This is a genomic window from Spirosoma horti (genome assembly GCF_054776595.1).
The window spans coordinates 665,543-688,657 of sequence record NZ_BAAHBQ010000003.1; the positions used below are offsets into that span (position 1 = coordinate 665,543).

Annotated in this window: 15 protein-coding genes; 3 read left to right on the forward strand and 12 right to left on the reverse strand. The window is 51.0% G+C overall.

Annotation, left to right across the window (positions count from 1 at the left end; all coding sequences use genetic code 11):
- Positions 1-5: 5 nt before the first annotated feature.
- The 3 genes from ACYVAM_RS10545 (at position 6) to ACYVAM_RS10555 (ending at position 4,807) form a co-directional block, all read left to right on the forward strand.
- Positions 6-632, forward strand: a complete 627-nt coding sequence (locus ACYVAM_RS10545; RefSeq protein WP_461066650.1) for a hypothetical protein — start codon at positions 6-8, stop codon at positions 630-632.
- Positions 633-690: 58 nt separating this feature from the next.
- The gene (locus ACYVAM_RS10550; protein WP_461066652.1) at positions 691-3,522 is read left to right on the forward strand and encodes a M14 family metallopeptidase; all 2,832 of its coding nucleotides are present in this window, start codon (positions 691-693) and stop codon (positions 3,520-3,522) included.
- 1,003 nt (positions 3,523-4,525) lie between these two features.
- Positions 4,526-4,807, forward strand: coding sequence for a hypothetical protein (locus tag ACYVAM_RS10555; RefSeq protein ID WP_461066654.1), 282 nt, complete (start codon positions 4,526-4,528; stop codon positions 4,805-4,807).
- Positions 4,808-4,921: 114 nt separating this feature from the next.
- Here ACYVAM_RS10555 and ACYVAM_RS10560 read toward each other — a convergent pair whose 3' ends face one another.
- The 12 genes from ACYVAM_RS10560 to ACYVAM_RS10615 all read right to left on the reverse strand — a co-directional run bounded on the left by ACYVAM_RS10560 (position 4,922) and on the right by ACYVAM_RS10615 (position 22,859).
- A complete protein-coding gene (locus ACYVAM_RS10560; protein ID WP_461066656.1) occupies positions 4,922-5,764 on the reverse strand; it encodes a ThuA domain-containing protein in 843 nt (280 codons plus the stop codon).
- 42 nt (positions 5,765-5,806) lie between these two features.
- Positions 5,807-7,639, reverse strand: a complete 1,833-nt coding sequence (locus tag ACYVAM_RS10565) for an ATP-binding protein (protein ID WP_461066658.1) — start codon at positions 7,637-7,639, stop codon at positions 5,807-5,809.
- Between the two features lie 5 nt (positions 7,640-7,644).
- Entirely contained in the window at positions 7,645-8,769 is a 1,125-nt protein-coding gene (locus ACYVAM_RS10570) for a sensor protein KdpD (protein WP_461066660.1), read from the reverse strand.
- Positions 8,770-8,805: 36 nt separating this feature from the next.
- The gene (locus ACYVAM_RS10575; protein WP_461066662.1) at positions 8,806-9,954 is read right to left on the reverse strand and encodes a porin; all 1,149 of its coding nucleotides are present in this window, start codon (positions 9,952-9,954) and stop codon (positions 8,806-8,808) included.
- Positions 9,955-10,043: 89 nt separating this feature from the next.
- A complete protein-coding gene (locus ACYVAM_RS10580; RefSeq protein WP_461066664.1) occupies positions 10,044-10,607 on the reverse strand; it encodes a K(+)-transporting ATPase subunit C in 564 nt (187 codons plus the stop codon).
- 16 nt (positions 10,608-10,623) lie between these two features.
- Complete coding sequence (gene kdpB, locus ACYVAM_RS10585) at positions 10,624-12,708, reverse strand: potassium-transporting ATPase subunit KdpB (RefSeq protein ID WP_461066666.1); 2,085 nt, start codon at positions 12,706-12,708, stop codon at positions 10,624-10,626.
- A 71-nt stretch (positions 12,709-12,779) separates the two neighbouring features.
- Positions 12,780-14,486: a potassium-transporting ATPase subunit KdpA gene (gene kdpA, locus ACYVAM_RS10590; protein WP_461066668.1), complete on the reverse strand. Its 1,707-nt coding sequence runs from the start codon at positions 14,484-14,486 to the stop codon at positions 12,780-12,782.
- A gap of 40 nt (positions 14,487-14,526) precedes the next feature.
- Positions 14,527-14,607, reverse strand: coding sequence for a potassium-transporting ATPase subunit F (locus ACYVAM_RS10595; protein WP_082111508.1), 81 nt, complete (start codon positions 14,605-14,607; stop codon positions 14,527-14,529).
- 336 nt (positions 14,608-14,943) lie between these two features.
- Positions 14,944-16,911: a KUP/HAK/KT family potassium transporter gene (locus tag ACYVAM_RS10600; protein ID WP_461066670.1), complete on the reverse strand. Its 1,968-nt coding sequence runs from the start codon at positions 16,909-16,911 to the stop codon at positions 14,944-14,946.
- 202 nt (positions 16,912-17,113) lie between these two features.
- Complete coding sequence (locus tag ACYVAM_RS10605) at positions 17,114-18,547, reverse strand: TolC family protein (protein ID WP_461066672.1); 1,434 nt, start codon at positions 18,545-18,547, stop codon at positions 17,114-17,116.
- Complete coding sequence (locus tag ACYVAM_RS10610; RefSeq protein WP_461066674.1) at positions 18,540-21,743, reverse strand: efflux RND transporter permease subunit; 3,204 nt, start codon at positions 21,741-21,743, stop codon at positions 18,540-18,542. The genes ACYVAM_RS10605 and ACYVAM_RS10610 overlap by 8 nt, the downstream gene beginning before the upstream one ends.
- A gap of 24 nt (positions 21,744-21,767) precedes the next feature.
- Positions 21,768-22,859 carry an efflux RND transporter periplasmic adaptor subunit gene (locus tag ACYVAM_RS10615; protein WP_461066676.1) on the reverse strand — a complete coding sequence of 364 codons (1,092 nt, stop codon included), beginning with the start codon at positions 22,857-22,859 and terminating at the stop codon, positions 21,768-21,770.
- Positions 22,860-23,115 lie beyond the last annotated feature (256 nt).

Sequence of the window (23,115 nt, forward strand, 5' to 3'; positions counted from 1 at the left end):
GACCAATGAAAAAGATACTTTTATACGCTTCTCTCCTGCTACTTGTGGGCCTCGATGCCTGTAAAACAGAAGATTATGTTTGGGAAAACTGGGCCTACACAGCCGTCCCGTTGGTTGCGGTCAATACCGAAAAGTCGGCACTACCGACCATTGCTACCGCAAACACCTCCTTTTTTGACCTGGGAGCAGCCAATCTGGGCGGCCAGGTCTTCGAATACACGTTGAAATGGGAAGGATTCGGGAAGGCCGAAGTAAAGTCCATTGACGTCTATCTGGGCTTTACCAAAGCCCCCGCCAGCGGTAATCCAGCCTACCCTATTGTTGTTTCGCAGCCGGGTGGCCTCTACCCCAGCGTGACCCAGTTTCCGCTGCCGAGCCGGGTGGGCACAAGCGATAAACTGTACGAAACTGTAACACAATTCCCAAAAACGTTCAGCGTCACAGCGGCCCAACTGGCGGCCTTCACGGGAACCAACCTCAGCACCGTTGCGCAGAACGACTATTTCATTTTCAAGTTCATCCTGAACCTGGCCGACGGACGTCAGATTGCCGGTTTCCAGGAAAACGTATGCGATGAAGCCCGTGGCGAAGTCGGTGACTGCCGGGTTGGGGTGCGTTTCCGCAAGAAATGACAAGTAACACATAACTCACTACCTTACAACGCCTTTATTAACTTACCTTTCCTCAGCAATGCGCTATTTTTCCAGTCTACTTTTCGGTACGCTGCTGCTCAGTCTCACGACGGCCTGGGCACAAACTATTCCGTCGCCCAAAGAGCATTTCGGCTTTACCATCGGCGATGATTATCAACTCGCTACCTACACGCAAACGGAGGCCTATTTCAAAAAAATAGCGGCAGCATCCGACCGAGCCAAACTGGTCGATATTGGCATGACCGAAGAAGGTCGCCATCAGTATATGCTGATCGTTTCGTCGCCAGAAAACCTCAAGAAATTAGATCGGTACAAGGAGATTTCTCAGAAACTCGCCCGGGCCGAAAACCTTACCGACGAACAGGCCCACGCCCTTGCCGACGAAGGCAAGGCCATTGTCTGGATCGATGGTGGTTTACACGCCACCGAAACCGTTGGGACGCACCAGCTTATCGAAACGATTTACCAGCTGGTGAGCCACAAAGATCCCGAAACCATGCGCATTCTGGATCGGGATGTGATTCTACTAACCCATGCGAACCCAGATGGACAGGAACTGGTAACCAACTGGTACATGCGGGAGCCTACCCCCGAAAAACGCTCGTTGGATAACGTTCCCCGCCTGTATCAGAAATACATCGGGCACGACAACAACCGCGATTTCTTCATGCTGAACATGAAGGAAACCCAGAATATCGCCCGCCAGCTGTTCGTCGAATGGATTCCGCAGATCATGTATAATCACCACCAAAGTGGCCCGGCAGGTTCGGTATTGGCGGGCCCACCCTATCGGGATCCGTTCAACTACGTCTTTGATCCAATGATGGTGACGGGCATCGACGCCCTGGGCGCGGCCATGATCAATCGGCTGAACGGCGAGAACAAACCCGGCTTCACGCGGTTAGGCGGCTCTGTTTTCTCGACCTGGTACAACGGCGGTCTGCGGACCACAACGCACTTCCACAACATGATTGGTCTGTTGACCGAAATCATTGGCGGACCAACGCCCGAGAGCATTCCACTGGTGCCCAAGCGCCTGGTTCCCAATGGCAATACCCCCTTCCCGGTTACGCCCCAGAAATGGCATTTCAAGCAGTCAATCGACTATTCTGTATCGCTCAATTACGCGGTGCTGGATTATGCCGCCCGTCAGAATGACCAGTTACTGTATAACATTTACCGCATGGGCAAGAACTCCATCGAGCGGGGTAGTAAAGACTACTGGGCATTGTCGCCAAAGCGAATCGACGCTATCGACGAAGCGTATAAAAATGACCCGAAGAAAGTGGTGCCGCCGACGAATGCAGCGCTGGCTCAGTACGGTTTTATTCCCAAAGGCGGGGGTATGCCGATGAAGTATTATGATACCATCATGAAAGCGCCCGTGTTGCGCGATCCTCGCGGGTTTATCATCCCAGCCAATCAACCGGATTTCGCGACTGCCGTTAAGTTTGTCAACGCCCTGATCAGAACGGGTATTCAGGTTCAGAAAGCCACCGCCGACTTTAGTGTAGCGGGCAAGAAGTACCCGGCAGGTTCGTATGTGGTGAAGGCCGATCAGGCATTCCGGCCCCACGTGATCGACATGTTCGAGCCGCAGGATCACCCCAATGATTTTCAGTATCCGGGCGGCCCGCCCGTTCGCCCCTACGATGCTGCTGGCTGGACACTGGCCTACCTAATGAATGTCAAATTTGACCGTATTCTGGATGGTTTCGATGGTCCCTTCCAGAAACTGCCCTATGGCGAACTTCAGTCGCCGGAAGGCCACATTGCGGGCAATACGGCAGCCGGCTATGTGTTGAGCGCTAAATCGAACAACTCATTTATTGCGGTTAACGATCTGCTGGCGTCTGGCGTTGAGGTCTATCGCCTGCCGAATGGCGCCGGAGAGAAATCGGCAGTGGAGGCTGGTGCTTTCTTTGTTCCGGCATCGGCGAAAGCAAAATCACTGCTGGATAAGTCGGCAAAAGACCTTGGCATCGAGGTAACCGGCCTGTCGAAGCGCCCAGGCACGACGTTGTCGAAAGTGGCCCCCATGCGTATTGCACTATGGGATACGTATGGCGGCTCGATGCCATCGGGCTGGATTCGCTGGATGATGGAGCAGTATCATTTCCCGATGAAGGTGGTTTACCCAGCGGATATCGATGCCGGCGACCTGCGAAAAAACTATGACGTTATTGTTTTTGTGACCCGCGCGATACCACCCGTTGGTGGTAAGGATGAGGATATTTTCAGCCTGTTCGGCTCCGAGCCAAAAGTCGAAAATACACCCGCCGAATACCGTCCGTGGATGGGTAAAATCACAGCCACCAAATCGATCCCTCAGCTGAAAACCTTCCTGGAAACAGGCGGAACCATCGTGACTATTGGCAGCAGCACCAACCTGGCCTACCACCTGGGCTTGCCGGTCAAAAACGCCCTCACCGAGATGACCACCAGTGGTGTCGAGAAACCGCTGCCCGGTGAGAAATATTACATTCCGGGAAGTGTACTACGTGTGAATCTGGACTCGACCCAGCACGCAACCTGGGGCATGTCGAACAAGAGCGACGTGTATTTCGACGCCAGCCCCGTGTTCAAAATAGCGCCGGACGCGATTGCCAAAGGACTGGTGAAACCACTGGCCTGGTTCGACAGCGGCAAACCGCTGCGCAGCGGCTGGGCCTGGGGACAGTCTTATTTGCAGGATGGTGTGGCCGCTTTTGTAGCCCCCGTAGGAATGGGTAAATTGTATGCGTTCGGTCCAGAAATTACATTCCGGGCGCAATCGCATGGCACGTTCAAACTCCTGTTCAATCAGTTGTACACCACAGGCTCAACCAGCCAGTCGGGTGTTGCTGCCGTAGCGGGCAGCGGCCAATAAACAAACAGCTAACTGCGCAGTGGGCTGACCACTTGGAAAAATAGACGGGGACGTTGACTTGCATTGAGTCAATGTTCCCGTCTATCATTTTACGGCTTCCCATTCGCGGTTCGGCTCGACAAACCTATATACATGGCTATTATACCATTTCTCTGCCTCGCTTAATCGGTCCGCTGTTTGCTCATGAACAGGCAGGGGCAGGATAAGAAAAGTGGTTTGTTTAACTCTGGAAAAACAAGTTGTATACACACGAATAAAATCACTTATCGGGCCATTAGACGTCTCTATCTGATCAAAATGAGGTTTATGGCCATCTGAATAAATTCGCACGAATTACCTTCATTTTTTCATAAGAAGCTTTTGTTTTTTACGGGCCATTTATCCAACTAATTAATTATTCCGACACCTTCCAGAAAGAAAAATCCTGATTCTATCGACAAAAAAACAGAAGCTTAGACCTAAAAGTAGCCAATACATAGTATACTGATTCAGGCTATCCACACCATCACATTTGCCTTCTTATTTACTTATTTTCCCTGTCGCGTAGTTCGTTTCTTTATCGATCTTTAATACCTAAATAACTGACGTATAGGGTTATGCAAATTTCGAATCACCACTGAGTGACAACCTACTTTTTACTGGAGCCGCTTTCCGCTAGTGAGTAGAGAGATCACTCTAGGCAGAACCGTTTTTGCACATTTCATGAAAGAAAGCTGCAGGTAACAAAAATAGAATTTATATACATTAACCAAAAGAAGTAAATAATATTAGACTATACAGCTTATATTGCGAACAAATTGTTTGCACAATTTACTATTATATCCATTATCAAGAATCGTAATTACTTAACAAAAATGAATTGTCGTCTTTTATCACCCATTTTTCTTAATTCGCCAACATATTTAGTAAATGCCTCTATTGAGTAGACCTGTACACGATTTCATCGAAGTCCCGTTTGCCCAAACGGAAAACAATTAATTCTTCTTTATCCATTTTTGAAGTGATGAACGTACAGCAGTTAAACGAATTAACATTTTCGGAGCAGTTAGTATTGATTCCCATTAAAGGGCGCTTTATCGCTGAACGGCAGGATAGCGCCCGTCACGTTAAACTTTATTATTGGGGTAATCATTTTATTGAGATTTACTATAGATGGCCGCTCAATCGCGGATTGGGTGCGCACTGGGAGCCTTATCAGGTAAGTGCGTTTGTCGATAATGCGGGCTGTGCCGACCGACTGATGCCCTATGTCGAACAACTTACCTTAGGTGATCTAAAAAAATAGGCATTCCATAAACGGAGGTTTTACCGGGCTACCCAATTCGGCTACGCCCGGTAAAGTCTGCTGTTAAAAAGTTAGCGGCCTGGTTCATCCTGTCCACGCAGCCTCAGCGCTTACCTACCGAATTGGCGTATCTCTGGAATCGGCGTAGGCTTTGCTGAAATCGATTTTTGTGACCTGCCCGGCTACATACCGAATCCCCTGAAAAATATGGCGGATAAAAGTCGTATCGGTTTCATAATCGGTTTTGGCGTGGCCCAGGGTTGTGCACCAAGTATAGCCACCATCGAAATTGTAGTACCAGGCAGACGGATAAAGTTTGGTATAGGAGCCGCCAAACGCTTTTACTTTTTCGGGTTCGTCCTGATTGAGGGTCGTCAAGTCATTGGCCATAATGACCGTTGGACCGGGCGACATGTCTTTGGTAAAATAGAACTCGTCTTCTTTCTGCCACAGTTTAGGCAGGCCCTGCATCGACGGGTTTTTTGTGTCAATCACCTCAATGGTGAATTTCTGAAACTTCGGGTGCCAGGCAAAGGTGCCACCAATCATTCGTTTGAACCAGGTCCAGTTGCGCTCGGTGCCCATCACGGAGTGAATTCCGACAAAGCCGCCCCCCGCTTCAATGTATCGCCGAAAAGCCAGCCGCTGAGCATCCGTATCGAACACATCGTTGTTGGTGCTTGGAAACAACAGGAGCGTATATTGTTTCAGGTTGTCTTCCGTAAAGACCGTGGGCTGGTCGGATACATCGACCGTGAAGCCGTTCAGCCGACCAAGATTTTGAATGCACTGAACGGCGTTGGGAATGTTATCATGAACATACCCCTTCCCATTTTTAGTGTACACCAGCACCTTAACTTTTTTCCAGTTAACCGCCGTGTTCTGACACCACGCCACTCGCGTATTGAGTAAAAGGAGTACAAAACCAACAAGTCCTACGGTACTGATTCGATTCATCGTTTGTGTGTAGTTGATGAATCTATAAGCAGCAGGCCCAGATTATCTACGCATGTTTACTGGTTCGGGGTCGATGGGGAGTTGGAAAAAGAAAGCGGCTCCGTCCGTAACGGACGTGTCCAGCCCAATCTTCCCGTTCATACTCTGAATAAATTCGCTCGAAATAGCCAGGCCAAGCCCCGTACCACTCGTCGATGTTTCGTTGACCTGCCCGTTTACGTTCGGCGCTTTGAAATAGCGGTCGAAAACCCGGTTCTGGTGCTCCGCTCGAATGCCCGACCCATGATCGCGCACCCGAAACTCGACAAAGGTGCTGGCCTTTTTGGCCAACACCTCAATTAGGCCATCGGCAGGGCTGTGCCGAATGGCATTTGAGAGAAAATTCACCAACACCCAGGATGCTTTGTCGGGATCGGCCAGCACGATGGGTAGCCCGGCAGGTGCGGTCACGTTCAGCGAAATATGTTTGTTTTCGGCAGCGACCTTGAGCGCGTTGATCGCATAGTTGACAATATCGGCGGGCGCAACGGCCTGGATGTTCAGTTGAATCTGTCCCGATTCTACCTGCGCCATGTTGAGGAGTTCGCCGGTCAGGTTAAGCAACCGGTTTATGTCATCACCAATGTTGGCGACGAGCGCTTTCTGTTCATCATTCAAGGTGCCAACCCGACTATCTTCCAGCAGTTTAAGGCTCATCTTGCTGCTCGACAGGGGCGTTTTGAGTTCGTGTGAGATGGTCGCGATGAAGTTAGTTTTCGCCAGATCCAGTTCTTTATAGGGCGTTATGTTTTCGAGTACCATCACATACCCCGCCAGTTGGGGCTGATCTTCGCCGGTGGGCGTCACCTCCACCGTATGCGTCCGACGGTTAAAATAACTTTCTTTCCCCTCGCCTTCCTGGGTTGTGCTAGTTGAGCCGGAGCCCTCCGGACCTGGGTCATAGATCTTCAGGAAGCCATTCTGTTCAGGTTCAACTTTATTCGCCGACATCACATCCTGGATCAGCGTTCGCATCAGGTCATTCGAGGCCGCCACGTCGGGAGCATATTGCCCGATCAACCGGGCCTCCTCGACGCCCAGCAGGCGGCAGGCAACCGGATTGGCAAACAGAATCCGTTTGTTTTCGTCCATGCCCACGATGCCTTCGCTCATGATCTGAATGAGCGTATCGATTCGCCGTTTTTCAAACAGGACCCTTGCCAGACTGGAGTGTTCGTATTCGTCCAGCTTCTGCGCCATCAGGTTGAACGAGCGCGCCAGTTCCCCAAACTCATCGTTGGATTCAATGTGCAGGCGCTCTTCAAAATTTCGTTTGGCCACCTGCTTGATCCCGCGCGTTAGCTCCCGCACCGGATTGGCCACATAGCCGGGAAAGTTGACGATAAACGAAAACAGAATCAGGAAGCACAACGTCCCAACGACCAGCAGCCACAACAGGGCATCTTTGGCTGTTTGTTTGGCGACTTCATTCTTTCGGATGATGGCCTGCCGGTTCAGATCGTCGAGTGCAAATAAATGCTGCCGAATGTGCGAAATCACAACGGCATCCATCGGGCCGGTACGTAGTCGGTTGAACTCCCGGCGCAGGCTACTGGTCAATTCCTGTTCGCCCACCTCGGTAATGTTTGCTTCCTGTTTTTTCAGATTTCGATCGAAATCCGACCATCCGTCGGGGTCGCGTTCAACCGGATCGGTCATCATCGCCAGGGCCTTCTGCATGTTACTGGCGTATTCGAGCGAGATGTAGTTATCCTTCAGAATGGCCTGCGAATCGTTGGAAAGTTCGTTCAGATAGTACGCGCCTAACCCTCCAAGCGCCACGATAATGGCGAACATAAAGGCCAGGGCAGCCGCTATTTTGCTCTTAATGCTCATGGCTGCTACGAGAGTATGATCAGGTCGGTATTGGAACCCGACAGTTTAGTAAGAAGCTGGTTAAAAGCGTTCGTCTTCAGAATAATCTGGATCAGCGTCAGGTGTGGTTTACCAATGCAAACCGTTGTTACGTTTCGTTTCTCCACTTCATCCATGATGCTATTTACGATATTATTGCTCTTCACCTGGATAACCTCTGCCCCAAGTTCCGTGGCTACTTTAAGGTTGTTGATCAAATGGCGTTGCACATCGAGTTTGATCCGATCCGAATTTTCGTCCGGGGTCTGCACATACAGCACAAACCAGCGCGAGTTGTAGTACGAGGCCAGCCGTGCTGTTTTGCGAATAACCCGGCGGGCAATTTCGTGGTTAGAGCTTATGGCCGCCAGAAAGCGCTCCGGCTTGGCCTTTACGCTCGACGGCAACGACGTTTCTATTTTCCGTTCAACGGCCGTGGCCACCTCGCGCAGCGCCAGTTCGCGTAGTTGCAGAATCCGCTCGGGCTGAAAAAAGTTGTTTAGCGCCGTTTCGACCTTTGTTCGTTCGTATATTTTCCCGTCTTTGAGCCGGGTGATCAATTCATCAGCGGTCAGGTCGATGTTCACCACTTCATCGGCCATTTGCAGCACCCGATCCGGCACCCGTTCGGTCACATCGATACCCGTAATGGTGCGCACCGATGCATGCAAACTCTCAATATGTTGAATATTGACGGCACTGACAACGTTGATACCAGCATCCAAAATCTCGACGACATCCTGCCATCTTTTTTCATTCTTCGAGCCGGGGATGTTGGTGTGCGCCAATTCATCCACAATCACCAGTTCGGGATGCAGGTTGAGCACCGCCTGTACATCCATTTCCTCCAGTTCCCGCCCTCGATAAAACAAGGTACGCCGGGGAATGATTGGAAGCCCGTCGATCAGGGCGTGGGTTTCGACCCGTTTGTGCGTTTCGATGAACCCGATCTTAACGTCGATTCCCGCGCGGAGCAGCGCATGCGCTTCCTGCAACATGCGGTATGATTTGCCCACGCCCGCGCTCATGCCAATGTAAATCTTGAACTTCCCCCGCCTTGACTGGCGGAGGAGGTTCAGGAAATGCGCTGCGTTCTGGTCGTTCGGGTTCATCGGGTTGGAACCGTTGTCGGATCGACAAAAGATGGATTAAAAACTAACCGCTAAACTCGTTGTCAAGGCTGCATTCGTTTTGCTCAGACTGGTTTTCGAGTCAAAGATAGCATCCTGACTGTCATACACTTTACCCTCCACTCGAAACAGGGCATTGGGCAAAATGGCATAATCGACGTTGAGCGAGTACCCCCAGGTTTTGAATCCGTTGGGCGTTCCGGTAGCGATGATCACACCATTTTTGTCGTCATAATACTCAACCCGTCCCGCCAGCTTAATCACATCACTGACCGAATACCGGACAATGGCCACCGGCGAATACCAGACATAACTCCCGGAACCGACCCGCCGGTTGCCGGGGCCAATGGGTTTACGATCGGCGCCAAGGTCGAAACCAAGAATGGCGCTCACCCGCCGATTGGAATTGATGATGGCGTAGAAATTGTTAAAAAAGCGCGTCTGCTTCAACGAATCAGGCCGGTCGCTGCCCAGAAACGAACTCCAGTTCAGGACCAGGTTGGCATTGGGCTTATACTGCACCTGGGTACTGAGCGACGGCCCCGAATAGCCCGGCAGTTTAGCAATCCGCTGCCAGCCATTGAGTACGGACCCCAGCACTGTCCATTTGCCATTCGGGGTATTGTAGGTCAGTTTCGCCCCCGACAGATAATACGGTGAATTCTCGGCCAGTATACTCCGGGTCAGCGTCCAGCAATCTTTCGAGATGGCACTTTCGAAGCCAATATGGGACGAAAAAATACCCGCATCCAGCCACAAGTCCTTTGTTTTACTCAGCTTTACGCCCGCATTGGCTTCATAAATATTCCTTACCAGCGGCTGCTCGGCGGCATAATTATACTGCGCATAGGTGCCCACCTGAATGGCGAGATTAGCCCGCACCCGGTCGCTGGAGTAGGCTCCTTTAATGAACGCCAGGTTCACGTTCACTTCCCGATTCCGTTTGTGGTTGTATAAAAATCCGGGCCGCTCCTGACTGGTTTTGGGGGCCGTAAAATCGTGTGCGTAATAGGCTTCGACATAGCCGGAAACGGTTAGTCCGGCGTTGGCTGTCGTGGTGGCAGCCGTCGGCGCTGGAGCCGACGACGTGGTTGAATCGGTCGTTTGCGCTACAGCAATAGAGAAAGTGGCTATTAAAACGGCTACTGTGGTAATAAACTTTTTCATACTTGTTGTTGAGGCCGACTAACCGTCCATCCACCCGGATGAGCGATTCGTCGGCCTTATCAGGAATGGATCGAATCAGGCGTTCAGCGTTACTTAAGTTGGTCCAGCGCAACGTTCAGCGCCAGTACATTCACGGTCGACGGACCGAACAAACCAATTAATGGGCCTTTCGTGTGTTCATCAACCAGTTGTGTTAGCCGTTCCGTGGAGATACCCCGAATTTTAGCTACGCGGGCCACTTGAATTTTGGCCGCTACAGGCGACAGATCCGGATCGAGCCCTGAACCCGATGCAGTAACTAACTCAGCGGGAATATCCTCTTTCCGAACACCAGGATTATGCACCAGAAAGGTGTCGATACGCGCTTGAACCGTTTTCAGGTAATCGGGATTCGAAGGCCCTTTGTTCGACCCCGCCGAACCAGACGCATTGTAGTCTGCCGCCGACGGACGACCATTGAAGTAGCGATCTTCGGTGAACTTCTGACCAACCAGAGCGTAGCCAACGACTTTTCCGTTGGCCGTTATGGTTTCTCCTTTCCCTTCTCCCGGCGCAAACCGGGCAACCCCCGCTACCACAAGCGGATAAACAACGGATAGAATGACCAGCAAAACAAGCGTAAGACGAATGGCTGGAGCGATGTGATTTTTCATGATGTTAGTTTTTATATTAGACAAACAGGCCGACGACCAGATCAATCAGTTTGATGCCAACGAATGGAGCGACGATGCCGCCCAGACCGTAGATAAACAGGTTACGCCGAAGCAGTGCCGATGCGCCAATTGGCTTGTACTCAACCCCGCGCAGGGCCAGCGGAATCAGCATCGGAATGATGATGGCGTTGAAAATAACCGCCGACAGAATGGCCGACTCCGAACTATGCAGTTTCATGACGTTGATCGCTTCCAGTGCCGGAATCGACACGACGAACAGCGCCGGTACGATGGCAAAATACTTGGCCACGTCGTTGGCAATCGAAAAGGTTGTCAGCGTACCGCGCGTAATGAGCAACTGCTTCCCAATTTCAACGACTTCGATCAGCTTGGTCGGGTCGTTATCCAGATCCACCATGTTACCGGCTTCTTTGGCCGCCTGGGTGCCGGAGTTCATTGCCACGCCCACATCGGCCTGGGCCAGTGCCGGGGCATCGTTGGTCCCGTCGCCCATCATGGCTACCAGTTTTCCACCGGTTTGCTCATGGCGGATGTAGTTCATTTTATCTTCCGGCTTGGCCTCCGCGATGTAATCATCGACACCCGCTTTCTCAGCAATAAACTTGGCCGTCAGCGGGTTATCGCCCGTGACCATTACGGTTTTAACACCCATTTTCCGTAACCGGTCGAACCGTTCCGAAATACCCGGCTTGATAATATCCTGCAATTCGACAACGCCCTGCACCTGCTCATTTTCGATCACGACCAGCGGTGTTCCGCCATTACCGGCAATTTTTTTCGCCTGATTTTCGGTTTCGACCGGAAACGTATTGCCCGCCCGCGTGACGATGTTTCGAATCGAATCCGTAGCCCCTTTCCGAATCCGCAATGGCGAGCCGTTCGGGCCGCTGGGTATATCGATACCCGACGACCGGGTTTCGGCGGTGAACTTGATCAGCGTGGCGCCATCTGTCGACAGTTGCGAGGTCACGTTGGGGCCCCAGTTACCACTGCGGGCCAGTTCAACGATCGACTTGCCTTCCGGGGTTTCGTCGGCCAGGGAGCTAAGCGTCGAGGCCCGAATCATATCTATTTCCGAGATACCGGGCGCTGGATAGAAATTCGTGGCTTTCCGGTTACCGATGGTAATAGTGCCCGTCTTATCCAGCAGCAGGGTATCAATATCACCCGCCGTTTCAACCGCCCGCCCCGATTTGGCAATCACGTTGGCCCGAAGGGCGCGGTCCATACCCGCAATTCCGATGGCCGAAAGCAGCCCGCCAATGGTCGTTGGAATCAGGCACACGAAGAGCGAAATCAGAGCCGCGATGGTAATGGGCGTATTGGCATAATCGGCGAAGGGTTTCAGGGCGACGCAGACGATAATAAAGATCAGGGTAAAACCCGCCAGCAGAATCGTCAGGGCAATTTCGTTGGGCGTTTTCTGCCGGGTTGCCCCTTCGACCAGCGCAATCATTTTGTCCAGAAACGACTCGCCGGGCTGGGTGGTCACCTGCACTTTGATGCGGTCCGACAATACTTTTGTACCGCCCGTCACCGATGATTTGTCGCCACCGGCTTCCCGAATAACCGGGGCCGATTCGCCCGTAATGGCCGACTCGTCGATGGTGGCGAGCCCTTCGATGATTTCCCCATCCGACGGGATAATGTCGCCCGTTTCGCAGAGAAACACGTCGCCTTTGACGAGTTGTGCCGACGAGATAATCTGCACTTCGTTGGTGTACAGGTTGCCCACTGACCGAATGACCTTGGCGGGTGTTTCCTGCCGCGTTTTCCGGAGCGATTCGGCCTGTGCTTTCCCCCGTGCTTCGGCAATGGCCTCGGCAAAGTTGGCAAACAGAATGGTGAGCAGCAGAATAAACGTAATGGAAACATTATAGGCCAGTGACCCCTGTGTTGTATCGCCCGTAATGGCGATGTAGGCCGTTACCAGCACCATCACGACGGTGCCGATTTCGACGGTGAACATGACCGGATTCTTGATCAGAATAGCCGGACTAAGTTTGACAAATGACTCCCGTATGGCCGTGCTGATCAGAGCGCGCTGGAACAGTGAGGGAGATGAATTTTGGGTTGCCATTTTTGGTATTTATATAATTAGTTGGTGAGGCATCAGGCATTTTGCTCGCTGATACATCGAAACTGAAGTGCTTATTTCAGACTGAAATACTCCGCCAGTGGACCCAGTGCCAGCGCCGGAAAAAACGACAGAGCCGTGATAATGAGGATTACGGCGAAGGTCATCAAGCCGAATGTACCCGTGTCCGTTGGCAAGGTTCCCGATGATTCCGGTACGTATTTCTTCTGAGCGAGAAGCCCCGCAATGGCCACCGGCCCGATGATTGGAATAAACCGGCCCAGAATAAGTACGATACCCGTTGCGTAGTTCCAGAAAAAGTTATTATCGCCCAGCCCTTCAAAGCCGGAGCCGTTGTTGGCGTTTGCCGACGTAAACTCGTAGAGCAGCTCGGTGAAGCCGTGGTTGGCGGGGTTGTTTAACCAGGCCGACGGTTTCACGTTCCAACTGGCGATGTCGGGATAATTGACCAGGAACCAGGCCGCCAGGGCCGTTCCGCCTTTCACCAGCAACGTACTCAGTAACGCAACGATAGAGGCAATTTTGATTTCGCGAGCCTCTACTTTCCGACCGAAGAATTCCGGCGTCCGCCCAACCATTAGCCCCGAAATGAAGACGGCAATAATCAGGTAGTAATAGTAGTTCAGGAAACCAACACCACAGCCGCCGTAGAAGGCATTGGTCATCATGCCGAGCAGTTCCATCGTACCCGAAAGGGCCATCGACGAATCGTGCATGGAGTTGACCGAACCGGTCGAAATGATGGTCGTGACGATACTCCAGTAGGCCGAAGCGAGCGGACCAAAACGCACTTCTTTCCCTTCCATGGCACCCGTTGGCTGACTAACGCCCAAATGAGCGATGGCCGGATTTCCGTGCACTTCGGTGATCAGCGTCGGAATGAGTAAACAGAGCATGCCAAGGGTCATTACGCCATAAACCACCCACGTGAACCGCCGACGATTGATCAGAAATCCCAGCGCAAACAGCATAGAAATGGGCAACAGAACCTGCGCAACCATTTCGAGCATGTTGGTGAAGTAGTTCGGGTTTTCGAGCGGATGGGCCGAGTTCACGCCAAAATAGCCACCACCGTTGGTACCCACGTGTTTGATGGCAATCAGACCAGCCGCTGGTCCGCGTGATACCGCAACGGTATCGCCCTGCAGGGTAATGACGCTGTCTTTCCCGTCGAAGCTGGCGGGTGTTCCATTAAAGACCAGCAGCGTAGCGACGATAAATGAAATCGGCAGCAGAATACGGGTAATCGACTTCACGAAGAATACATAAAAGTTACCCACCGTGTCGACAACGTTTGGCAAAAACGACCGGATAATCAACAGCAGCGCGGCTATACCGGTGGCGGCCGAGGTAAACATCAGGAAGTTGATGACCAGCAATTGGGTCAAATACGTCAGGCCCGACTCCCCGGAATAGTGTTGCAGGTCGCAGTTGACCATGAAACTGATGGCGGTGTTAAACGCCAGATCGGGCGTCATAGACGGGTTTCCGTCGGGGTTAAGCGGCAGAACGCCCTGCAAAACCAGCAGCGTGAAGGCGAAAGCCAGCCAAACGGCGTTGATCGTCAGCAAGGCAACCAGGTTTTCCTTCCAGCTCATTTCGCGGGTGGGATCGATTCCCCCTAACCGGTAGATGAACCGCTCCAATGGTCCGTTGGCGGACTCCGGTTTAAAGACGTTGGCAATGTATTTGCCCAGGGGAATGGCCAGCAGAACGGTTAATCCGTACATGGCCACGACACCCGTTAATTCAGTTGACATGTGAATGTGTGTTGCTCCCGCCCATGGCAGGATGTTCAGGTTAAAATTTCTCCGGTTTGATCAGGACATACAACATGTATGCGAAAACCAGCAGTGCGATGATGAATAAGCCTAGTAGCATGATGAGAAAGTGAACGAGCGTTTGCTCATCTGATTTAAATGTGTTCGAACCATTCGATGGCTTTGTAAAAAAGTGCGAAGCAGACTAGCGCTGATACGACGAGAAGCAGGACAGTACTCATATTAATTGGGGTATGATGTTAAACAGTCAATGGGGATATGCCAAGAAATGGCCCAAAAAATTGACTAATCAATAATCCAATTTTAACTATCTAATTATCAGCCAGTTATTTCAAATCATACACTAAGCTAACGGCAAAGTGAAAAGCCGACCCTACCAAAATGGTAGGGTCGGCTTTTCACTTTGACAGGGTATACCTATGTCCAGGCAGTTGGCTTATGCTTCAGACGGATGCGTTTTTGATTTCACCCGTGTCAATCGGAGATTGGCAGGCCGGGTCAGCACCAACGGCACATCTTCAATCACCACATTACTGGTATCCAGGCCATAGGCCGCCTGGGGTGGCAAAGCAATCCGTTTCAGTAACAGGTACCCTTTCATAATCAGTTTCGACACGATGGGCAGGTCATTCTCGTAGGAGAGAAAAGATCGAAACAGAACAAACCGAAAATCGCCCGGTACGCGGTGAACATTCAATGACTGATAGCGGCTTTCGATGGTTACCTCCTTGTTCTTGACCATATCTTCCACTACCATCCGAAACAATAGATTTAGCCGGGGCTGCACCCGGAAACCCAGATAGAACGTAATAAAATAGACATCTTCTTGAGCCAGCGTATCCACTTTATAGCGCATCACATACGGCTCATCTTCGACGCACAGGTGAAGAAACCAGTAAATATCGGCCCGTTTGGGAGCCCGGTTTAAAATCGAATAGAGCGTTTCTGACTCAATTTTATGGGCATCTTCGGCGGTTGTCAGATACACCAGGTGCGTGGCAAACTTAGGTATCTCATTGTCATTACTCAACTGTTTGAGCAGCGGCAAATTATCGGGTAAGGAGTCATAGTGAATAAGTTGCGCTTTGATGGACTCGCCCCGGTACCAGAAAATCATCATACCCATCAGAATGAGACCCATCGTTACCGAAATCCAGCCACCCTCTTCAAACTTCACCAGATTCGCAGCCAAAAATGTGCTTTCAACCGTCAGAAACAAGCCCGTAATGGCGATAACGAGCACCATATTCACCCGTTTCACCCGCAGGTAAGCACTCATCAATATCGTACTCATGAGCATGGTCAGGGTAACGGCCAGCCCAAAAGCCGCTTCCATGTTGGCCGACTCGCGGAAGTGAAGCACCATGAGGATACACCCGACCATCAACCCCCAGTTTACGAACGGCACATAAGGTTGCCCCCGAAAGTCGGACGGGTAAACGACGAGTTGCCGGGGCCATAAGTTCAGCCGCATGGCTTCGCCCACGAGCGTGAATGAACCGCTGATGAGGGCCTGTGAGGCAATGATAGTGGCCAACGTAGCCAGTATGATGCTGAACACCACCAGGGGAGCCGGAACGATGGAGTAAAAAGGGCTCGTTTCGCCGAGTCGCTGACCAAGGTGTTGCATCATCCAGGCCGACTGACCGGCATAGGAAAGCAAAAGCATTAGTTTGACATAGCCCCAGCTAACCCGAATATTTCCCCGCCCACAATGGCCCATATCCGAGTAAAGTGCTTCGGCTCCGGTCGTACAAAGAAAGACGCCCCCCAGGAGCCAGAACCCGCCCGGATATTCGGCCAACAGCCGAAATGCCCAGACGGGATTCAGCGCTTTCAACACCGGCAAATGGCCCCAAAGTGCCCAGAAACCAATAGCGCCAATGAAGGTAAACCAGAGTAGCATGATCGGCCCAAAGAGTTTTCCCAGAAGCTGCGTCCCGAATTGCTGGCTGACAAACAGCGCGACCAGAATAGCAATCACGATCGGAACGGTGTCCAGATGCGGGTAAAAAATGAGCAAGCCTTCAATAGCCGACGATACGGAAATGGGGGGCGTAATCAGGCCGTCGGCCAACAGGAAAGAGCCGCCAATGACGGCCGGATACATCAGCCATCGGCCCGTAAACCGTCGGACAAGCGTATAAAGGGAGAAAATTCCCCCTTCGCCTTTGTTATCCGCCCGGAGCGTAATCACCACATATTTGATCGTTGTTTGCAACGTCAGTGTCCAGATCACACACGACAGGGTACCAACAACCAGCGTTTCGCTTAGTTCTTTACCACGCACAACAGCCGCCAGTGTATACAGGGGCGAGGTACCAATATCGCCAAAAACAATACCAATAGCGACCAGTAATCCCTGGGCGGATACTTTATTCAACGACGAATGTGATGTAGACATGAATTGTCGATAGTGTATAATCAATTGTCATCAAAACTACACGGCAGTCCGGTTGTTTCAGTTTATCACAGGTGTTATCTCCTTGTACTGGATCGCAACGTCGATAAACGATATCTATACAAAAAACTCTCCATCGTTGTTAGCATACAACCATGGAGAGTCACAGGAAATGGAAAAGTCAGGTAGCCTGAAAACACACGGATTAGCGCCAGCCGCCACCCAGTGCCCGATACGTGTTGATCACGGCATGCATCTGTTGCATTCTGGTATCAATGAGCTCCATTCTGGCTTCCAGTACATCACGTTGGGTCAGCAACACTTCCATATAATCGGCTCTTGCTGATGTGAATAACCGGAGCGATATATTCGTTGACTGAGTCAGCGCCTGCACCTGGTTATTTTTGGCGTCGTACTTTTTGCTCAGGTTATCGATATTTGATAGTTGATTCGCCACCTCGATGTAGGCATTCAACACTGTTTTCTCGTAGTTATAAATGGTCTGTATTTGCTTGGCATTCGCGCTTTTGTAGCGGGCCGTAATGTCATTCTTGTTGATTATGGGACCAACCAGATCCCCTGCTAATGACGCGATCAACGACTGAGGAGTCGATAACAGATACAACGGATTGTAAGCCATCACACCAAAAAACCCTTTCAGCGTCAACGACGGATAAAAGTTGGCTTTAGCCACGCTTACGTCCAGTTTGGCCGCTTGCAGGTTCCATTCGGCCTGCCGGATGTCGGGCCGGTTAGCGATCAGCTGCGATGGGATGCCTGCCTGAATTTTAGGCGGAATCAGGTCACTGAAGCTTTGTGAATTCCGTTGAACACGCTGCGGAAAGCGCCCCGCCAGAAAGTTGATGTGGTTTTCTGTTTCGACAATCTTCTGTTGAATTTCGTACTGAAGGCTCTGTGTTTTGGATACTTCAGCCTCAAATCGGCGAACAGCCAGCTCGGTTACCTTGGCCGCTTCTTTTTCCTGCTTGGTGATGGACAGGGCATTGTTAAGAATAACAAGGTTCCGCTGGATAATGTCCAGTTGCGTATCGAGCGCCAGAAGCTCGTAGTACGAATTGGAGATTTCGGCGACCAGGTTCGTCACCTGGAAATTCTTCCCTTCTATAGAAGCCAGGTAGCTGGCAACGGCTCCTTTTTTGGCATTCCGTAATTTGTGCCAGATATCCACTTCCCAACTGGCCGTAGCGCCAAAATATAAATTCGGCAAAACTTCTGGTGTTTCTACTCCTGGCCGAATTTCGGTAGCGGCATCGGCCGCCCCCTGGCTGGTGTAGCGGGGTACTTTGTCAATGCCAGCACCACCACCCAGACCAACGAAGGGCCGGTAGGCCCCGCTTCGGGCGAATACTTCGTTATTGGCAATCTGGATTTCCTGTAACGTTACGTTTAGCTCCTGGTTGTTATAGAGGGCGGTATCGATTAGAGCCGCCAGGTAGGGATCGGCAAAATAACCCCGCCAGGATGTATTGGCACTGTTGGTGGAGTCCTGCGAGTTATTGTAACTCGCAGGAACAACTTGATTCTGTGTCTTTACAACCAATGCCGGCGTCTTGCATGCCGTTATGGCTAACGACATGCAGGCTACCCCCAGGCATAGATTTAGGTGTTTTTTAAACATGGTCAGAAATTTCTTCCGGTTGTGGAAATGTGTCTACTGAATGAACCAGCCCTTCGCTCAACGAATTCTCTTCTTCGTCTTTGATCATCTGTCGGCCATCTGCCAGGCTACCGAATATATAGTACAAGCCAGGGATGATGATGACCCCGAAAATGGTTCCGAATAACATACCACCCATGGCCGATGCACCAATGGTACGGTTACCGATGGCACCGGCGCCCGATGCGCTGATCAATGGAATTAGACCGGCAACGAACGCGAAGGAGGTCATCAGGATCGGGCGGAAACGGACTCTGGCTCCTTCGATAGCTGCCTCCAGAATCGTTGATCCCTGCTGTCGCTTCTGAACGGCAAATTCAACGATCAGTACGGCGTTTTTACCCAACAGACCCACCAGCATGATCAGGCCGATCTGTGCGTAGATGTTATTTTCCAGACCCATCAGCTTCAGCAGCAGGAACGAACCGAACACCCCAACCGGTAGCGAGAACACCACAGCCAGCGGAATGATAAAGCTTTCGTACTGGGCAGCCAACACAAAATAAACGAAGGCAAGCACGATTAGGAACACATACAAGGCTTCATTACCCCGGATAGACTCGTCATAGGAAAGGCCTTCAAACGCGATGTCGTACCCTCTTGGCAGCGTCTTGGCGGCCACTTCCCGGATGGCCTGAATGGCATCAGCCGTTGTATAGCCTTTAGCCGGAAGACCCTGAATAGCCGCCGAGTTGTACAAATTGAAGCGGGTAATTTCGTTTGGTCCCTGCCCTTTCTTCAACTTCATGAAGGCCGAGTAAGGCACCATTTCGCCCGCATCGTTCTTCACAAACAGCTTCAGCAGATCAGTTGGAAGCCTACGGAAGCTCGGATCCGACTGTACGTATACCTTAAAGAACTGGTTGTACTTGATGAAGCCCTGCTCGTAGGTACTACCAATCAGAATGTTGAGGTTATCCATCGCTTTCCCGATCGATACGCCTTTCTGCATGGCCAGCTTGTTATCAATCTCCAGTTCATATTGCGGATAGTTCGCAGCAAAGAAGGTAAATAAGCCCGTAAGCTCTTTCCGTTTGCCCAAATTCTCCATGAACTGCTTGTTGATTTTGTCGAACTCGCTGTAGTCCGTATCCGATGTCTTGTCCAGCAAGCGCATCGAAAAACCCCCCGATGTACCAAATCCCGGAATAGCGGGTGGTTCGAAGTATTCGACGGTGGCCCCCAGGTTTCTCGATTTCTCCTCCAGTTCTTCCATGATCTCCTTCACGGTATGATCACGTTCCGACCAGGTTTTCAGGTTGATCAGACAGGTACCGGCATTGGACCCCCGGCCTTCGGTCATGATCTCGTAACCAGCCAGAGACGATACCGACTCAATTCCGGGAACTTCCTCACAAATTCTCTGAAGCCGTCGGGAAACCTCGTTGGTTTTTTCCAGGGTAGATCCCGGTGGCGTCTGGATAATAGCATAAATCGTACTCTGGTCTTCGTTCGGAATAAATCCGGCAGGCAAGATTTTATTGACGAATACGATACCTACGCAGAAGCCTATCAGGACGACAAACGTAACAACTCGTCGGCTGACAATCAATTTTAAGAGGCCTACGTACCATCCGGTCATTTTATCAAAACCCCGGTTGAAACTGTCGAGCACTTTGGTCAGCGGATTTTTCTTGGGCGGATGTCCATGGTGGTTTTTCAGCAGCATGGCGCACAGAACGGGCGTCAGCGTCAGGGCGATCAGCGCTGAAATCACAATGGAACTGGCCATCGTAATGGAGAACTGTCGATAGAACGTACCAACCGGCCCCGACATAAAGGAGATAGGCAGGAACACCGATACCATGACGGCCGTGATGGCGATAATGGCACCGCTAATCTCACCAAGCACTTCCTTGACCGCACCAAAGGGCGTTAGAAAGGGCTTCTCCTCCATCTTTGCGTGCACGGCTTCCACCACCACAATGGCATCATCGACCACAATACCGATGGCCAGAACGAGCGCAAAGAGCGTAATGAGGTTGATGGATATCCCGAAAAACTGAATCACGAAGAACGCCCCGACCAGCGATACCGGAACCGCCAGGATCGGTATCAGCGTAGATCGCCAGTCGCCCAGGAAGATAAACACCACAAACGCTACCAGCAGGAAGGCATCCCGCAGGGTATCAATAACCTGCTCGATAGAGGCATCCAGGAAGTTGGATACGTCATAGCTGATTTTATAATCCACCCCCGGCGGGAAGGCTTCTTTCATCACTTCGAGTTTCTTTTTCACTTCCTCGATGACATCACTGGCATTACTGCCATAGTTTTGCCTCAAGACAATGGCGGCCGAAGGATGACCATCCAGGTTGGAATAAATATCGAAGAATTCACTTCCCAGTTCAACGCTGGCAATATCCTTCAAGTGTATGCTTTCGCCGGCGGCATTGGCCCGGATAATAATGCCTTCGTACTCTTCCGGCTTATTATACCTCCCCTTATACGTCAGTACATATTCCAGCGACTGGGCCGCGATACCGGAGCTTTGCCCGATCCGACCCGGTCGACCAATAATACTTTGCTCACCAATGGCCTTCATGACCTCTTCTACGGAAATGTTGTAGGCCCGCATGCGTTCGGGGTTTAGCCAGACGCGCATGGCATAGCGCCGACTACCCAATATCTGTGCCCTGGCTATGCCTTTGGTCCGCTGAATTTCAGGGATCATTTTTACGGTAGCATAGTTAAACAGGAATTTTTCGTCAATGCTCTTTTCCTTGGAATAAAGATTGACGTACATCAACATACTGGGCTGAACGGGCGAAATGATAACGCCCTCACGCTGAACCAGTTCGGGTAGGAGCGGCATTACCTGATCCACCCTTGTTTTCACCCTGATAACGGCGACGTTGGGGTCCGTTCCGGGTTCAAAAATAATCCGGAGGGTCGCTTCGCCAGCACTGGTCGCATCGGTAGCGATATACCGCATGTCCTGAACGCCATTAATCGCCTGTTCCAGGGTGATCAGCGTCGACTTCACCAATACATCGGCACTGGATCCGGGATAGGCAATAAATATATTGACTGTGGTAGGGGCAATATCGGGGAACTGCGAGATCGGCAACCTCGTGATGGCGAGCGTACCGACAAAGACAATCATGATCGATATGACAATAGCGAATACGGGTCTTCGTATGAATTTGGTAAACATGTCTGCTCTTTTTAGACTAGTTGATTACTCGGCGTACAGACTCAAATGAGAAATGACATTGTTAGGCTGGACGAATTTGGCGTGTATTTTTTCATTTTCTTTTACCTGACGTAAGCCTTCCAGCAGGATTCTGTCATTTGTATTCAGACCCGATTTCACAACAAAAATGTGGGGCATCTCGGCGGCAATGGTGATCTCCCTTGACCGAATCACATTGTTCTTGTCTACCACATATACATACTTCTTTTCCAGCACTTCGAAAGTGGCTTTCTGCGGGATGATCAGGGCATTTCTGAGCGGTACCGTCATCCGAACGTTACCCGTTTCGCCATGACGCAGCAGACCTTTGGGGTTTGGGAAAGTGGCCCGGAAAGCAATGTTACCCGTTTCGTTGTTGAAGTCAGCTTCAATCGTTTGCACGACGCCCGGATACGGAAATATATCGTTGTTTGCCATAACCAGGCTCACATTCAGCATATTGTCTTTCTGGGTGTGAGTTTTGAAGTCGAGGTATTCGGCTTCCGGTACGTTGAAATACACCCACATTTTGCTGTTGTCCGACAGCGTCGTCAGCAAATCACCTTCTTCGACCATACTCCCCTGCCGTACCTGAAAATGGTCCATGATCCCATTGAAAGGTGCTTTAACGGTTGTAAACTGCAGGTGCGTCTGGGCCAGGGCCACATCGGCTTTTGCCTTGTCAAATTTAGCTTTAGACAAAGCCAGCTCATTTTTCGAGACGATGTTGCTATCGGCCAGTTGCTTGGTGTTCTGGTATTCGATGCCCACATAGTTGGCTTCAGCCTGCGACTTTTGCAACTCGGCGTTGTAGATCATCGGCATGATCTGAAACATGAGTTGCCCCTGCCGCACCGATTGACCTTCGTCTACAAAGATTTTCTGCAGATAGCCTTTCTCCAGAGCGCGTAGTTCGATGTGCTGGATGGCGTGGATCTGACACACGTAATCCTTAGTCGCCACCGTATCCCTTTTCAACGGGCTGGTGACCTGATACTCGACTTCTTCTTCCTTTTTCTCTTCTGCATTGGATGAACAACTTGCATAGAATAATAAGGTGCAAAAGCCCATCAGCATGAGCATGGCAATTCTTTTCATAACAATCTTATTTTGACACGACACTAGTTTGACAATAGTTAAAGGAAGACACGGGAAATAGTAGTGTTGTAGTTTGAAGTGGTCCACTACCTTTTACCTGCTTTACGCAGTAGTGCATGGGGAGTGCCTGCTTCAATCAGCAAATCAATCGGACCGCCGACAAACCGGCTGTCTTTTCGATGGCTGGCTCGTTTGATTAGGCAGCCTGCCCCTATTGAACACCTGTGAAAAAACCAGAACCAGCCCAAAGCCATTA

Coding starts and splice junctions, on each gene's coding strand:
- ACYVAM_RS10545 (WP_461066650.1), top strand. CDS start 6: ATGAAAAAGATACTTTTATACGCTTCTCTCCTGCTACTTGTGGGCCTC.
- ACYVAM_RS10550 (WP_461066652.1), top strand. CDS start 691: ATGCGCTATTTTTCCAGTCTACTTTTCGGTACGCTGCTGCTCAGTCTC.
- ACYVAM_RS10555 (WP_461066654.1), top strand. CDS start 4,526: ATGAACGTACAGCAGTTAAACGAATTAACATTTTCGGAGCAGTTAGTA.
- ACYVAM_RS10560 (WP_461066656.1), bottom strand. CDS start 5,764: ATGAATCGAATCAGTACCGTAGGACTTGTTGGTTTTGTACTCCTTTTA.
- ACYVAM_RS10565 (WP_461066658.1), bottom strand. CDS start 7,639: ATGAGCATTAAGAGCAAAATAGCGGCTGCCCTGGCCTTTATGTTCGCC.
- ACYVAM_RS10570 (WP_461066660.1), bottom strand. CDS start 8,769: ATGAACCCGAACGACCAGAACGCAGCGCATTTCCTGAACCTCCTCCGC.
- ACYVAM_RS10575 (WP_461066662.1), bottom strand. CDS start 9,954: ATGAAAAAGTTTATTACCACAGTAGCCGTTTTAATAGCCACTTTCTCT.
- ACYVAM_RS10580 (WP_461066664.1), bottom strand. CDS start 10,607: ATGAAAAATCACATCGCTCCAGCCATTCGTCTTACGCTTGTTTTGCTG.
- kdpB (WP_461066666.1), bottom strand. CDS start 12,708: ATGGCAACCCAAAATTCATCTCCCTCACTGTTCCAGCGCGCTCTGATC.
- kdpA (WP_461066668.1), bottom strand. CDS start 14,486: ATGTCAACTGAATTAACGGGTGTCGTGGCCATGTACGGATTAACCGTT.
- ACYVAM_RS10595 (WP_082111508.1), bottom strand. CDS start 14,607: ATGCTACTAGGCTTATTCATCATCGCACTGCTGGTTTTCGCATACATG.
- ACYVAM_RS10600 (WP_461066670.1), bottom strand. CDS start 16,911: ATGTCTACATCACATTCGTCGTTGAATAAAGTATCCGCCCAGGGATTA.
- ACYVAM_RS10605 (WP_461066672.1), bottom strand. CDS start 18,547: ATGTTTAAAAAACACCTAAATCTATGCCTGGGGGTAGCCTGCATGTCG.
- ACYVAM_RS10610 (WP_461066674.1), bottom strand. CDS start 21,743: ATGTTTACCAAATTCATACGAAGACCCGTATTCGCTATTGTCATATCG.
- ACYVAM_RS10615 (WP_461066676.1), bottom strand. CDS start 22,859: ATGAAAAGAATTGCCATGCTCATGCTGATGGGCTTTTGCACCTTATTA.